This is a genomic window from Aerococcus sp. L_32, from assembly GCF_050689315.1.
Genome location: NZ_JBOEQF010000042.1, coordinates 1 through 14706, shown reverse-complemented (window position 1 = coordinate 14706; position 14706 = coordinate 1). Strand labels below are relative to the sequence as shown.

Genomic DNA, 14706 nt, shown 5'->3' with positions numbered 1-14706 from the left:
TAGAATCGGCAAATCTATATCTGCCAAATCTTCAAGTTGAAGGCCGATTCTAGGGATTCGATGTACAATGTTCCCATCTTTATCAAAGAAACACCCGAACACTTCCCCTACAGCGTGGTTACTCTTAATCTTAGATGAACTTTTTAAATCAAGTCCCCTACGCCTTGCCATAATTTTAGCATTACCAACACTAAAAAGCAAAATGTTAGCCTCTTTTAACCGCTTTAAAGTTGATTGAATCACGGGATCATTCATTAAAGCCATATTTGCCACCTCAGATAAATTCTCAGGAGCATATAAGGAAATATTATGTCCGTGTAACTTTTGCGCTAGAATATCGCTAATTGTGTTGGCTTGGGTTGCTGAAGCATCTCCGATCCCACCCCTGGCTGCGACCACAGTAAAGTGTCTATCAGCAGAAGGTGCTAATTGAACATGTCCACTCACCTCTAGCATAGTTGAACCACCAGTAACAGCAATCGTATGATTCCCCATTGGTAAATTCTTGTCTAAGTATTTTGAAACTTGTAGACCCATTTCAAACAAAATATGTTGATCCTGGTCGATATCCCCTGAAACAATTCGAGCATCTGCTATGTTGAGCACATCAGCCAAATGTTTTTCTTGTAGATGAATTTTATTTGTATCCCGCCACAAGTCTTGACCTGTAGCAATTGCTCGTTCCCCTTTTTGCGTAATCATCATACCCGTGGGAGAAGAATCAATGAGACCTTGCTGTTTCAAAACATCTGTAATTGTACGTAGTGGTCGTTCGGTAATTGCTAACTTTTCAGCTAGTCCCTTCCGACCAATCGGACCATCTTTGAAAATCCGCTGTAATACGGTGATTCTCTCAAAATAGGTCTTCTGAACTTCCGGCACTACTTCAGTAATACTTTTAAATAATTCGTCCATAGTCCCCACTTTCCTAGTACAAAAACGTTGAGTGCAAAAAAACTTGGACTTTTTTTGTCCAGGATGTCTTTTTTTGACCACCTCACGGTAAAAAAATTTGATCCTTTCGAATCTCACCTCTTTACAAGAGTAATCATACCAATAAATTTATCCGCTTGCAAGCTTTTAGGGCCACTTTTCTCTTATACCGCCATGACAGGTATTATGCCTTACAAAAATTGTATATTTAAGGGTATACTCCACGGGCTATATCGTACGTCTTAAAAAAAGAAGCAGGCTTTAACCCACTTCTACAGATTTAAAATGTATTCATTATTTTTCTAATTCATCATTTTTAGTCATGATTTGATCTAATAAACCATATTCTAACGCTTCTTCAGCTGTTAACCAGTTGTCTCGGTCTGTATCGCGTTCAATCACTTCTACAGGTTGCCCAGTCATTTCAGAGTATAGACGGTTCATTTTTTCTTTTGTTTTCAAGATGTGGCGAGCCGCGATTTCAATTTCAGTAGCTTGTCCTTGAGCGCCACCTAATGGTTGGTGAATTAAGATCTCAGCATTTGGTAAGGCAAAACGTTTACCTTTAGTACCTGCAGCTGCAATAAATGAGCCCATTGATGCTGCCATACCCATTACAATTGTTTGTACATCTGCATGTACGAATTGCATTGTATCGTAGATGGCCATACCAGAAGTGATAGAGCCACCTGGTGAATTGATGTATAGGTAGATATCCTTGTCTGGGTCTTGAGCATCTAAGAATAACAATTGGGCGATAATTGAGTTAGCTAAATCATCATTAAATTCCCCGCTCAACATAATAATACGGTCTTTTAATAAACGAGAGTAGATATCATAAGCACGTTCACCGCGAGAAGATTGTTCAATAACTGTTGGTACTAAGTTCATTTAAATGTCCTCCTTTTAAACTTGTATATGGCTATTATACCTTTATGGTCAAAATTGGTCAACAAATATAACCCTTTTGATTTGCTCTATCATTTTAGCATACAAGGTTCATTCTGCCCAATATCTGGCCTTCATTAGCTTTAAAAATGAGACATTTCCCTTTGTTAATACCTAAGACATTATCACTTGTTAATAACAATTGACACTACCAGATTCCCATAAACGCTTGAATTTGACTAAAAACTAGGCTATAATAATTCTGTTATTGTTTTTTTGGCAAAATATACAAAATTTTGCGCCCGTAGTGTAATGGATATCACATAAGATTCCGGTTCTTATGATGGGGGTTCGATTCCCTCCGGGCGTATTTTAGCATTTCAAGAGGTCTTAAAACATGCTATAAGCATTGATATAATAAGGTTTTGTAAGTTATTGAAAACTATTTATTCAAAAGCTCTCATGAGTGAACATGAGGGATAACATGAAAGGTTTTAGCAACTCAACAATAAGAGAGTGCTGCCCATTTTCAAGATAGTAAATTTCGCTATTGGCTGTGTATGCTAATGGCTTTTTTATTTGAAAATATCCTCTATCACGTTATCTACCTTTTGCCCTCCAGTATTATAGATATGAAGCACGTCATCTATTACAAATATAATAAACGTTTCCTGTCCAAGCCCTTTAACTATAAACAAAGTGTATATTTCAGTTGGATGGTCGGCGAATCGAATATAATCAAAATTTAGTGAATATCCTTTTGACCTTAACCAACTATCAATGCTAAACCCTCGCTCGACATTCATTTTGGATACTAATTCCATATTACCACCTACCCTATACGTTCATTTTCTTGACCTATTCTGAATCTATCTACTATTAAATACTACATTTATATAGCCAAAACAATAGGCATTATTCCAACATCGCCATTAGCTCATCTTCAACGGCATTCAATACACTAATCTTTGTTTCTTTGGTGCTTTCCCAATCATCACTAGTCAATATAGCGTTAATATCAGTTTCGGTTAAATCTAGGCTAGCAACTTCATTATCTGATTGCTGCTGTCTTTTGGCTTGTTTGTGCTGGTCAATGTAGTAATTGATTTCTTGTATTTCATTATAAACCATAACTTCATAATCGCTCAAATACTCGTGTTTTAAGAGGCTTTTAAGGGTTGGGTAGTCAAGTGTAGGCAACAACTCTAGAAATAGCTTATAACGCAATTTAAGGGCGTTTATTTGCCTGTCTAATGATTCTTGATCTAATACCAACCGAATAACAAACCGCTCAATATCCATAGCTTGCGTGTAATCATCTATTGAAAAACCATATTGCGAGGTGCCAGTAAATGACTGCTTTGTATACGCATATAATTGCGATTTAAGGCGTTCTGCTTCTAGTCGTTTAATCTTATATGGCAAGGCTACATGTCGCCTAATATGGTACTTAATTTCTTTGTCAGTTGCGCTCTCCATGACTAACCCCCTCTAAAATTTGGAATACTGGTCTTTAGTTTCTTCAAAGTAGTGTTCATACATCAGTAAGCAAACTTGTGTCATCAGTCTATTAAATTCGTGTCTAGTGATTCCCACCATGTCGCAATAATCATCGTATTTCATGAGTTTATTCGTGTATGCACTCCCTACATGTCTTTTAGTTCCGTAGGCTTCAACTATTTCAGCATGCTCATAAAAGAAACTATGTATAAATTGGAGCAATGGCTTAGGTGCATTTTTTAAAGCGTTCATAATTTTTCTGTAATCACTGATTTCAAACTTGCTTAGCTCATCTTTGTGCATGGCATATATCTTCCATCTTTTTAGTACAAACTTAGGTCTACTATAAAATGACACCGTTCAACCTCCTTCTTGATAATAAGTACATCGCAACTGGATAGGTTAGCATTATTAGTTATTTTTCTTCTTACGGTAGGTAATCATCTTCTCTTTAAAATAGCCTTTGTGGTTAGCACGCCATTCTCTTTGAGATAACTTCCGCCCTTTTTTCTTACATGGATCACTACAATATTTAGCGTTATTGGTGGGTGCTTCAAAGTCATTACCGCAAATAGAGCATTGTTTTATCATTTTTAGTTCACTTCCTTTATTTTTGAATGATTTAACACGCGAAAATATGAGCAGTACGGCATGAAGTCCTTAATTTGGGGTGGGGGTGGGATTCCCAAGCCCCGTGTTTTTAAACGCCTTAGAACGCAAGCATTTACCTTATATGACTATATTTGATTGCGTGAATAGAATTGTTATAAAGTTTTTTAAATTTATTTTTTTAAAGATTATATCCTCTGTTTGTAACTATCTAAACTCGATTAGCTGGACACAACATCGCCACAATATTTTTTAATCATCATTAGATTCTTGGTTGCTGTCTAGCTATGTTTATACTGCTGGGGTCACTCAACTGGATAGGTCAATTGGATAATATAAAAGATTATTTAAATAAATAAATAAAATAATAAATAAATAAACAGTTATCTTCTTAACTTTGTATAAATGAGGCGCTGTGAGGCGCTGTGTGGTGCATGGTAGACCTAGGTTGTGGGTAGTTGGGTTGCTGGTGCATGGTAGGGTGTCGGTGTATAAGTAAGGGGTGGGGTAAAAATTAAAGCTACCTCGCTTTATACCAGTACCCCCCCCTATATCTCATACATCGGTGTACATCATATAAAGACACAAGCGATATGATTCGCCTGTGCCTAGTGAATTACCCTAATAAACCTTTCAGCATATCCTTCAATGCGTTGTCTTTCTCTTGTTCATCTTCCGTCTTGAGATTGTTGGCGTGGCGGACTGTTCTATCGATATGTTCATCAGCTTCAGCCTTAGCCTTGGCGATTTCTTGCTCGGCTTTTTCCTCGTTCTTCTTGGTTATATATTCTCCAAACTTTTGCATACGCTTTTCTGATTCAAGTCGTTCGGCTTCAAGTTCTTCCTGTCTAATTGCGGACTGTTTAGCGTAGTAATCTTCACGGGCTTGAGCTTTGATTTCAGCTACCTTCTGCACGTTTTCCATGTCAATACCACCGTTATCAGTAAAGTTCTGTTTACCATTTTCTTGGTTGTACATTCTTTGTTCCGCTGGGGTCATTGATACATACTTCTCATATTCGGCTAGTGCTTTGGCTCTCGCTGGATCTGTTACATAAATTGGTTTTTCATTAGTCATAAGTCGGTATCCTTTCTATTTAACAATTTCTTTGTATACTGGGCTGGCTTGAATATAGGTATTAAAGTAGGTCAGCTTGAAGCCATCTTTGTTAGCTGGTAAGCCAAGTGATTTCAGATTATCGTTTAACTCTCGAGTATAGGTAGCTTGTTCATTGGCAATTTCTTCAATCTTACTTAATAACTTGCTGACTTCCGCCTCTGCCTTTTCTTTGTTGACTGTCGCCTCCGCCAATGCTTCACCACCAATACGTTTATATTCATCAGCACTCAATAAAGATTCATCTTCTAAACTATCCAATTTCTGTGCAAAAAAGTCTTTGCCATCCTGTGCCAATTGCAATGCTTTTCGGGCTTCACTATAAGCGGTTGGGTCATCGCCTAACTTGGCTTTATCCAATTCATCAGTGGCTTTTTCAATGTCTTTAATTGCTTTATCTAAACCAACTTGCAACTTATCTTTTTTGGCTTGAAACTTTTCTTCTGATTTGGCAATTGCATTCTTCAACTCTTGTAGTTTTGTATCTGTAATTTTCATTTATATAAATCCCCTTCATTAAAACATTAGTAATAGCAACAATATAGCTTGCGTGGTGGTAATCTCGCCTGCTTCAAAGTCATTCATCGCCCCTTTAATTTAAGGACGTAACAGAACGCTCGTAATTGAATTGGAGTGTCGTTTGTACTGGTATATTGGCTGGTGTCAGCTTGTATTTCTCTTTGTAAGCCAGTGCCGTTTCAATATCAGCATTTCTAACCTTTTCAGCTCGTTTCAGCATCGTGTTGCCTTGTTCTTCCAGTGAACGAATACCGTCATTCTTTTCTGCTTCACTCATTGGAATATAATAGCCATAATTTTGGTTATCTCGTGATGAGCCAATTGGAATATCGTATTTCATTGTGAGGTCATTCAAAATTTGGTAAACATCTCGCTCGCTTAGTCCACTCAATTTGACTAATTCAACTCTAGTAACCATCGTGTCGGATCCATTAGGAATAAAAGCTAGTATCTGCTGGTGTCTGTGTGGTAATTCTTTTAGCTGTTCCATGTTTTATGCCTCCGTTTTTTTCTGAATTCTTAAATCAATTATCAGAATTTAATAACATAATGCCGTCTAGCACTTCCTCTAAACTCGCTTGATTCATCAAGTATTGATTAGCAATTTGGTATGCCTTATCGCACTTTTCTTTTAACTCCCAATAATCCCAATATAAATTATCTCGGTCGTACTCTGAATCTTCGTACTCTAGATTCAATTCATCATATTTTACATTCAACATACGGACGTCATAATCTAAGCCGTCAATTTCATTTTTTAGATTTTCGATTTCCTTCTCTAATTTTTCTTTCTCGACTTTTAAAGTGATGGTTTCGCTGTGTCGTTGAGTATAGTTATCAAATAATCTGTCATATTCCAGTTGTAATTCTTCAATAGTCATTGTGATTTTCTCCTCTTGTGATTTTTTTAATGGTCGATTTTTAGCTGTTTTTAAGTAGTTTTTCCGGCGAAATTTAGGGGGTTAAAAATGGGTGTTTTTTCGCCGGTAAACTTTTACGCTATCCCTTGTGGCAGTAATGGTTAGGCGACGGAGTTTATTCGATAATTTAATGATATATATTTATAATAAAACGGGTGAATAAACTCCGTTAATAAATTTTCTTTACAATCTTGTACATTTCACAAACTTCTTCATAAGCAAATTTATGTTCTTTTGCAATATAATCTAGGCTAATCAGTTGGTAATTTTTTTTGACAATATTCCCTTTCCCATTTTTCATAGAATCATAAACAATCATTCTGTTGTAAACCTCCTTAACTTTTTTAGAAGTAGTCTTAAATTTGGATGCGACTTGCTTCATGATTGCTTTTTCGTCCTCGGTTGAAACCTTTTTATTTGATTCTTGCAATCTCTTAATCAATTCAGCCAATAATAGTTGGGTGGCTGACTTACGTCCTTTGTTGTGTTGGAAACCTTCGATTTCTGTCACTGTACGCAATTGATTTCTCAACTCATACATTTGCGCCCGTTTTTTAATTCGCCTTAACTCGTGAATCGTCTGCTCGTAAGTACAGAATTTAACCAATTCAAAAGTTGCTTTACCGTGGTGCTTGTTCATCGCCTGTAACAAATAATCGGCTGGATCTACATCCTCATCAATCTTGTCCGTTTCAAAAAATTCCCTTTGGAGTTTGACGAATAACGGTTCGGATAGAATCTGCGCAACATTTTCAGCCTTCTTTTTTTCACTTTCCATAATGCCCTTATGAATCGCCCTAAAATTACTGTCAATTTCACTGCTGGCATCATTATCTTTTATGTATTCACTGGCGAAATAATTATTAGAATCGACTTCAAGGTATCTAGTAACTTGAGTAATGAAAGCCTTTGGGAAATAGCTGTAATAGTCGTTCATTGCCGTGGTGGCTTCTTTTCTCAAATATCTATAATCAATCTCGAATAGTGATTCACGCATCCGTTCAAGTTCAAGAACCGCATTTTCATCGTATGGCAATTGAGGTCTTGCATTTTTCTTTTGTTCTTCCATGAGTGCAATTTTGATAAATTCTTTATCAGCTTCACTCTGCTGGTACACTCGACTTCTGAACCCTGTTAGCCGTTCAAACAAACTAGGTGTGTAGGTGTGCAATCGGTCATAGAAACGGTCTTTCAAGTATTTTTGAATGCCTTCTGATTGCTGTATAAGCGATTTATATCGGTATTCTAGGTTAAAAGCCTTATAACGATTCGCACGTTCAGGATCTCCACCGTCTTTTTCATCTTTTTCTATATCTTTTTTTACAAACATAGGAATAACAATTTTTTCATAAGGGTTACGAAACCTGTTTACCGCCTGTTTAATGGTGGCTAGGTCAAACAACTTGGATAAACTGTAATGGGGGCTAATCATGCAAACATAATGACTATTCTCGTTCAATATGTTGATTCCATCGGCTATTGCGACGGTTGCTAGAATCACGTCCACGCCATTTGGAAACCTCTCATTCTTGACAAGGTATTTATATGTGCTTTCGTTCTCTGCCTGTCGTGTCGTTTCGCTGGTAATCGTACCAACTTTAATTCTTTGTTTAGTTAGTACTGATTCAATGTTTTTAATAGCATTCTTGTTATTCACAAAAGCCAATACCTTGTTGCCTTTTTTCACTTCATTGAAAATCAAAGCAGTTGTTTCACTTTCAAATGATTTGGCATCTTGATAAATTGCAAAATCTATTTTTGAATAGGGTTTGATAGCATTCTGCTGGATCACGTTATAAATAACATCAAACTCTGAATAATCTAATATCTCGGGTGTTCCACTTAACCCAATCATCTTGACGTTATCTTGCTTAGCAACATCTAATACCTCGTTAATTGCCTTAGAACGATAAGAATAGTCGCTTAAAAATTTGTGTACCTCGTCCGCTACTAGAATGACTTCTTTCCCATCAGCGTGTAAATTTTGAATAACCTTTTTCGTTTTATCGTACGAACCGACAAATAACTTCATTTTAGTTTTTGTTAAATTTTGTTGAATAACGTTTTGGATATTTAACCTGCCAATAAAAGCCCTGCCCAGATTGTGATTAGAAGCCGTTTGTTCAGCCAATACCTTACTCGGCATAGCTATATAGGCAACTGCATTATCGTGGGTGTCTAGGTATCGTTTAAGTGCGTTGACGGTTGCAGTTGTTTTACCCGAACCGGTAGGGCTGTTTAGAAGAACGTTTTTGTGTCCGTCTTGGATAATATCCATTAGTTGCTCTTGCTTGAGTTGTCTGTCTACATGAATGTCTTTTAAAGCCGTTTTAAGCTCGTTCTCGTCAATTGGTGGGTTATTATACTTAAATTCCTTTGACGACTTATAACTAACTTTTTTTGCATGATATACAAGCGAGGCAATCGTACTTGCGTTGGGCTTGGTTTCGTCTGCTTTATCATAAATTTTTTGATAGAATTCCAATTCGTGATTGTCGGCATCGAACGCTTGCATGGCTCTGACGGCGCTTGTTTCGTCTAACAAACCCATTTTGCTTGAATGGGCGATTCCTAGCGTTGTACTGATCCACGAACCATAATCTAACTGACTTCCGTTCCTTCCATAAAATTCAGCCATAGCGATATACTCTTTGCTTGTGATTGGTGCTTGCTGGTATCTGCTTTGGTTAGCTAGCATTTGTTCAAATACTTTTAAATCTTCAAATGACTTAAATTCATCCTTGTATGGTTCAACATCAATCACGTTCATAGGGTTGTAGTAAATATCCTTGTTTCTCGAACCAAAAATAAACTGCTTCGATAAAGTTGGTTCGATGTCTGCTCCATCCATTAAAGCTATACGAGGGAATTTAGATTTCAGTTCTTCAATCAGTCTAGTTTCAATATATTCAGCTAACTGATTGCTAACGGGTTTTGATAACTCAAATATCAACCTATAAGCGTTTTGTGGTCTTAGACTATGTTCTGATATGGTTCGGTGGGAGAATGTAAAATAACCCCCACTAGCATTGCTATTTTCAAATACTTCGTGGGGTGGGTATTCTGAAAAGTCGTCATCAATATCCACCACAATTAAGGAAGTAGAAACTCGCTTATTGCCTTTCGCCTTGATATTTTCAATGTAAGCAAGTGCTTCGGCATTATCTTCTCTTTGTAACTCTCGGATATCTCGTTTTTGCTCGCCTGTTAGATTAAAAGAATAGTTTCCAACTTGAAAAGAAAAGCCATTTGTAGCAAGTTCTAACAACTCATATACAGTCATTTCACGAGAAAACTGTTGCTTCATACGCTGGTATAAAGCGTTGAATGTCTTGGTATCAGACTTTGAGGGCTTAGTACTTAACTGAATATCTACAAACTTCACAAAATGCTTTTGTTGACTTGTTACGATGTTTGTATTGGTAATTGTGTTCATCGTATCTACTGTCATTACCAGCCCTCCCTTCCGATGAATAATGCTGTTAGCTGTCGAACAAACCCCATTGTGCACATTTTAGGAGGCTATAAGCCCCAACTAGACCGCACGCAATTGCTAGCTTCAAATCTACAAATAATATGAGCACCACTGATAAACTGTGTATGTAGCACCATTGCCATTGTTTGAAATTTATGAATTGCTGTTTTGTCATATATTTTTGCATTTTTTACGCCTCCTCAACATCTACATCAATGCTGGTGAGTTCTTCAATTTGAATAAGTTTATATAAGACGTGATTATTCAAATACACTAGGTGGTCAACTGATCTAGTTACTTCAAAAGCAAGTGCATTCAAATTATCGTGCGTTCTGTCCTGTTCAAATTCGACAACTAAGCGCTCTAACTCGCTTAAATAATCACTTAATATTTGGGTTTCTTGAATTCCTTCGTACGTTGTCATTTGTAACTCGTCTTTATAATTTAATTTATTCATGGTAAATTCTCCTTTTATATACAATTATTGTTTTTAGTTTCTATTTGTTGTATAATAAAGGCATAAAAAGCTAATGAGTGTGGTAATTCAAAAGCTGTCCGACTTGGTGGAGTGTGCGCTCTGCTAAGTCTTTTTTTATGCCCTCTTTTTCATCAGTTATTCTTCGTTCAATTGCTCCCATAGCCAATCTTGCTTATTGTATAGATCCATGTATTTAGCTTCATCAGTGATAATTCCAGTAATGGTGCCTATACCTTCATCATCTTTTGAAATACCGTACTTCTCCATATTCTCTATCGTTGGCTGTACTGTTAGTTTGTCCATTTCAGCAATAACACCTTGCCATGCAAAATCTAAAATCTCTTTATTGTTCATTATTTTTCCTACTTTCTATTTCATTTCCTTTGGTGCGGGAACACTCTCATTTTTTCTACTTTTTTCATTTCCTTTATTGAATGTGGGTAGCACTCGTTTTTTAATTTATTTTGTGTTGAGAAATGAAGTTTTGTAATTCTGATCTTTTAATTATTTTCTTTCCGTCAATCGCATAAGTCGGTAAACCTAACTCTATCCACTTGCTCAAAGTGTTACGGCTAATTGATACGAATTTAGCAGCTTGACCAAAACTTAAATACTCATTATTAACATTGGCATCACGTTGGGCTTGTTCAAACCCTTGTTGGTAGCCTTTTAATGTCGCCTCTCTAAAAAAGTTCTCGAACGCCTCTTTAAACAAATTAGATAAATCATCAAACGTGTTTGCATTCTCCATTAGCGATTCTCCTTTCAATGCGGTAATTCCTAAACTTCTACTACATAAGGTTTTAACCCTAATAGCTCATCAATAGAACAATCTAGGTATTCTGCTAATGTGATTAGTGTTCTTCCTGATGGTATTGTTCTTTGATAGTAGAATTTTGTTAAACTATCTTTAGATAAACCAGTATCTTTATGAACATCAGCCACTTTCTTATGTTTTGTGGCTAATACAATTGAAAAGTTGTTTTTCATATCTTTTCCCTCCTTCGTAAATATTCGTAAATTATTTTACACTCTTATTTAAACACGTAAAAATACGTAAGTCAAGAGTAATTACGTAACAATACGTAAATAATTCTTTTAGAACGTAATGAAAAATGTTATTATCATTATGAGGAGGTGTGCTCTTGTGGATATTGATAAAATTAAAGTAGGAATTGAAATTAAAAGAATCAGAAAAGAAAATGGTTATTCCTTAAAAGAATTTGGTATTCAAATTGGGGAAATTCTAAACACTGACAGAGTAAAAGAGGGTATTATATCGAGGTGGGAAAATGGTATTTCCTTACCTAACAATGAACGGTTAAAAGCAATTGCTGACATCGGAGGCAAGTCCGTAGAATCTATATTGTACGGAGGCGTAGACGTTAAAAAAATTTATGATGAATGCTTGTTAAGTCTGAAAAAAATAGCTGGCAGAAAAGATACTAAAAATAGCGATTTGGAAGTTGACCCACTCATCGTTGATGAGGTTAATTGGTTGATAGTGAATGATAAACTAATTGAAGCCAGTGAATTACTTTCGGAAATTGAGGAAGATTTTTTACCTTTGTTGAGAGGTCGAATCGAAAAATACGGGGCAACCAATTTGCGAAAAGAGTTCTATGCAAGAGATAGAATTATGGCAATAGCTCAAGCCTTTACCGACAAAATAGGTTTAAATTACTTCGATGAAACATTTAACAAGGAAAACGAGTTCCCCACTATAAAAGAAGATTTAATTTATTTTTCAGAAAACATTCCATATTTAAAGGGTAAAAAATATGTATATGTAAATACCGATGAAAATTACCAACTTCTTGTTAAGGATCAAGTGGAGCAAAGTTTAAAAGCTAGTTATATTATTCAGAGTGAAAAAGAATTACAGGCGTTCGAAGATACAAAATCAACATTTGCGGATATTATAAAAAGTTATGAAGAAATAGAACAATTACAATATAGCGATTCTATCAATCAAGTGTATGATGCAAATTTAGATTACCAAAACGGCAAATCAGACATTAGGATATATGACGGGGCAAGCTATATTGATTATTTGGAATTTGCCAATCGATATTTTAGTGAGCTATTAGATGACGGCGACATAATAAATGAAATTGGTAACAGGAAACAATTTTCAAGTGATTTAAATTCTCAAATGGCGGTAGACCTATTTAAAAGTGGTATTGAAAAAAATATTTCTGACAATAATAGATTGATGGAACAAATACAAAATAATTTAAATAGATAAAACATCTTTTCCTTTCTTGAATGTGGGTAGCACTCTAGGAAGGTGGATAACATGGCAAGTTACAAACAGTATTCAACATCTAAGGGCGTTTTTTGGCATATAAGAGGTTATTTAGGTGTCGATTCCCTAACTGGTAAGCAAATTTATGCTAACAAGCGTGGTTTTAAAACTAAGAAAGAGGCACAACATTATTACAATAATGCCAAGGTGGAATTTCAAAATGAGGGTATAAAAAAAGAACCCCAAAGAATGACCTTTGAGGCTCTCTATCAAGAGTGGCTTTTAATTTACGAGAAGGATGTCGAACAAAGTACCCTAGTTAAAACGAAACAAGTATTCAGAACGCATATTCTCCCTCGCTTTGGTAAATATTATATCGATAAAATACAAGTTAGCCAAGTTCAAGCTGCTGTTCATGAATGGCGTGAGATTCTACAAGAATATAGGAAAGTATTCAATAAGTTTAATCGTGTATTGAAATACGCTTATAAACTAAAATACATCAAGGAAAACCCTTGCGATTTTGTTATTTTGCCTAGCAAGCCCTTAGTTAAACAAGAAAAGGAAACGCTAGATTTCTACACAAAGGAACAACTGGAAACGTTCATGACTTGCCTAGCTAAAATGAATACACGCAAATGGGAGGCGTTCTTCCGTATATTAGCCTTTACTGGTCTTAGACGTGGCGAGGCGCTCGCTTTAACATGGGATGATATCGACACTAACCAAGGTCTGTTGACCGTCAATAAAGCCGTTAAACGTGGCGAGAATGGTCAGTATGTAGGATCTACCAAGAACGAATCTAGTGTACGAACAATTACCATCGACGATAATACCATTAAGATACTCAAAGCATGGAAAGCTGAACAGGCAAAAACTCTAATCGGTTTTGGCTTCAATGCTATTCAGCCCAATCAATACATATTCAGTAAGTGGAAGGATAATACCCCATTAAATACTATGGCACCTCGAAATGCACTGGTTAAAATATGTAAGAGGTTTGATTTACCTATGATGAATATACATGGTTTCCGTCATACAAATTGTTCACTACTTTTTGAAGCTGGTGTACCGATGAAAGACGTTATGGATCGATTGGGTCATTCTGATATTCAGACGACTATGAATGTTTATACTCACGTAACAAAATCTAGTCGGGATAATTCGGCTCAAATGTTTGCAAAATATGTTGATTTTTAATAAAACATGAGTAATAGCATGAGAGATACTCAATATCAGAAATAATAGCATCTATAAACCTTGATATAAGAATGTTCCATTAGGTAAGGGGTTCGATTCCCTCCGGGCGTATTTAAATGAAAAATTATTAAGTTGTTGCTATTTATGAGTAACAGCTTTTTTTACTTATACTATAAAGTTTTGTAATTTCCCTTTTTTAAGTGTTTATGTTAATGCAGCTTAACATTGCATATAAAATCCTTTGAAAATTCATAAAAATGTTTTATATTTAGAAAACGAAGATTACTTCGTGAGTTAAGAGGAGGGATGAACCATGTCAGTTATAACAACTGTATTAACTTTTTTAGTCGCTTTAGAATTTTTTTATATCATGTATATACAAACTATTACTACTACATCAGTCCAAACAAGTAGAATATTCAATATGGGAAGAGATGAGTTGAAAGGAAAATCACTGAATACCTTATTAAAAAATATGGGCATATATAATGGTCTTATTGGTCTAGGGCTATTATATGCATTATTTTTCAGTAGCGCTCCTATTGAAATTGTTCGTATGATATTTGTCTACATTATTTTAGTGGCCACATATGGTAGCTTCACTAGTAGTAAAAAAATTATATTGACACAAGGTGGACTATCTATTTTAGCCTTATTATCAACCTTTCTATAATAGAATGCACAGAGTCATACACGGTAGATAATTATTTGAACCTTAGTTTAACTCTCTATTTTTTTTGCGTCATTTGTGAACAAATATTTAGGTAGTTATTTTATTATCGATCATATAAAAAATAATAAACAAAAAAATCGGGAGGG

General features: G+C 35.6%; 18 protein-coding genes and 1 tRNA gene. 4 read left to right on the top strand and 15 right to left on the bottom strand.

The window, feature by feature from the left end; all coding sequences use genetic code 11:
* Positions 1 to 915 (bottom strand): sugar-binding transcriptional regulator (locus ACRCJ0_RS04660; RefSeq protein ID WP_431389651.1); only part of this gene is annotated, 915 nt, incomplete at its 3' end.
* Positions 916 to 1227: 312 nt separating this feature from the next.
* Positions 1228 to 1824 (bottom strand): ATP-dependent Clp endopeptidase proteolytic subunit ClpP, encoded by a 597-nt coding sequence (gene clpP / locus ACRCJ0_RS04655; RefSeq protein WP_003140760.1) that lies wholly within the window; start codon positions 1822 to 1824, stop codon positions 1228 to 1230.
* Positions 1825 to 2119: 295 nt separating this feature from the next.
* Here clpP and ACRCJ0_RS04650 point away from each other — a divergent pair.
* Positions 2120 to 2191 (top strand) — tRNA-Arg (locus ACRCJ0_RS04650).
* 205 nt (positions 2192 to 2396) lie between these two features.
* Here the strand turns inward: ACRCJ0_RS04650 and ACRCJ0_RS04645 are convergent.
* The 13 genes from ACRCJ0_RS04645 to ACRCJ0_RS04585 form a co-directional block, all read right to left on the bottom strand.
* Complete coding sequence (locus tag ACRCJ0_RS04645; RefSeq protein WP_431389650.1) at positions 2397 to 2645, bottom strand: hypothetical protein; 249 nt, start codon at positions 2643 to 2645, stop codon at positions 2397 to 2399.
* A 91-nt stretch (positions 2646 to 2736) separates the two neighbouring features.
* Positions 2737 to 3300 carry a hypothetical protein gene (locus tag ACRCJ0_RS04640; protein ID WP_431389649.1) on the bottom strand — a complete coding sequence of 188 codons (564 nt, stop codon included), beginning with the start codon at positions 3298 to 3300 and terminating at the stop codon, positions 2737 to 2739.
* A 12-nt stretch (positions 3301 to 3312) separates the two neighbouring features.
* Positions 3313 to 3678 (bottom strand): hypothetical protein, encoded by a 366-nt coding sequence (locus ACRCJ0_RS04635; protein ID WP_431389648.1) that lies wholly within the window; start codon positions 3676 to 3678, stop codon positions 3313 to 3315.
* 54 nt (positions 3679 to 3732) lie between these two features.
* On the bottom strand, positions 3733 to 3912 hold the full coding sequence (locus ACRCJ0_RS04630; protein ID WP_431389647.1) for a hypothetical protein: 180 nt from the start codon (positions 3910 to 3912) through the stop codon (positions 3733 to 3735).
* Positions 3913 to 4546: 634 nt separating this feature from the next.
* A complete protein-coding gene (locus tag ACRCJ0_RS04625; protein ID WP_431389646.1) occupies positions 4547 to 5008 on the bottom strand; it encodes a hypothetical protein in 462 nt (153 codons plus the stop codon).
* A 15-nt stretch (positions 5009 to 5023) separates the two neighbouring features.
* Positions 5024 to 5545 (bottom strand): hypothetical protein, encoded by a 522-nt coding sequence (locus ACRCJ0_RS04620; protein ID WP_431389645.1) that lies wholly within the window; start codon positions 5543 to 5545, stop codon positions 5024 to 5026.
* Positions 5546 to 5639: 94 nt separating this feature from the next.
* Entirely contained in the window at positions 5640 to 5984 is a 345-nt protein-coding gene (locus ACRCJ0_RS04615; RefSeq protein WP_431389644.1) for a hypothetical protein, read from the bottom strand.
* Between the two features lie 106 nt (positions 5985 to 6090).
* Positions 6091 to 6447 carry a hypothetical protein gene (locus tag ACRCJ0_RS04610; RefSeq protein ID WP_418151640.1) on the bottom strand — a complete coding sequence of 119 codons (357 nt, stop codon included), beginning with the start codon at positions 6445 to 6447 and terminating at the stop codon, positions 6091 to 6093.
* Between the two features lie 208 nt (positions 6448 to 6655).
* Positions 6656 to 9937 (bottom strand): DEAD/DEAH box helicase family protein, encoded by a 3282-nt coding sequence (locus tag ACRCJ0_RS04605; protein WP_431389643.1) that lies wholly within the window; start codon positions 9935 to 9937, stop codon positions 6656 to 6658.
* Between the two features lie 214 nt (positions 9938 to 10151).
* Positions 10152 to 10418, bottom strand: a complete 267-nt coding sequence (locus ACRCJ0_RS04600) for a hypothetical protein (RefSeq protein ID WP_431389642.1) — start codon at positions 10416 to 10418, stop codon at positions 10152 to 10154.
* 156 nt (positions 10419 to 10574) lie between these two features.
* The gene (locus ACRCJ0_RS04595; protein WP_431389641.1) at positions 10575 to 10793 is read right to left on the bottom strand and encodes a hypothetical protein; all 219 of its coding nucleotides are present in this window, start codon (positions 10791 to 10793) and stop codon (positions 10575 to 10577) included.
* Positions 10794 to 10893: 100 nt separating this feature from the next.
* Positions 10894 to 11190: a helix-turn-helix domain-containing protein gene (locus ACRCJ0_RS04590; protein WP_431389640.1), complete on the bottom strand. Its 297-nt coding sequence runs from the start codon at positions 11188 to 11190 to the stop codon at positions 10894 to 10896.
* Positions 11191 to 11219: 29 nt separating this feature from the next.
* Entirely contained in the window at positions 11220 to 11429 is a 210-nt protein-coding gene (locus ACRCJ0_RS04585) for a helix-turn-helix domain-containing protein (RefSeq protein ID WP_418151645.1), read from the bottom strand.
* Positions 11430 to 11586: 157 nt separating this feature from the next.
* Between ACRCJ0_RS04585 and ACRCJ0_RS04580 the strand changes: the two genes are divergently transcribed.
* The 3 genes from ACRCJ0_RS04580 (at position 11587) to ACRCJ0_RS04570 (ending at position 14560) form a co-directional block, all read left to right on the top strand.
* The gene (locus tag ACRCJ0_RS04580; RefSeq protein WP_431389639.1) at positions 11587 to 12687 is read left to right on the top strand and encodes a helix-turn-helix domain-containing protein; all 1101 of its coding nucleotides are present in this window, start codon (positions 11587 to 11589) and stop codon (positions 12685 to 12687) included.
* A 51-nt stretch (positions 12688 to 12738) separates the two neighbouring features.
* Positions 12739 to 13887 carry a tyrosine-type recombinase/integrase gene (locus ACRCJ0_RS04575; protein ID WP_431389638.1) on the top strand — a complete coding sequence of 383 codons (1149 nt, stop codon included), beginning with the start codon at positions 12739 to 12741 and terminating at the stop codon, positions 13885 to 13887.
* Between the two features lie 313 nt (positions 13888 to 14200).
* Positions 14201 to 14560, top strand: a complete 360-nt coding sequence (locus tag ACRCJ0_RS04570) for a DUF1304 domain-containing protein (protein ID WP_419971312.1) — start codon at positions 14201 to 14203, stop codon at positions 14558 to 14560.
* Positions 14561 to 14706 lie beyond the last annotated feature (146 nt).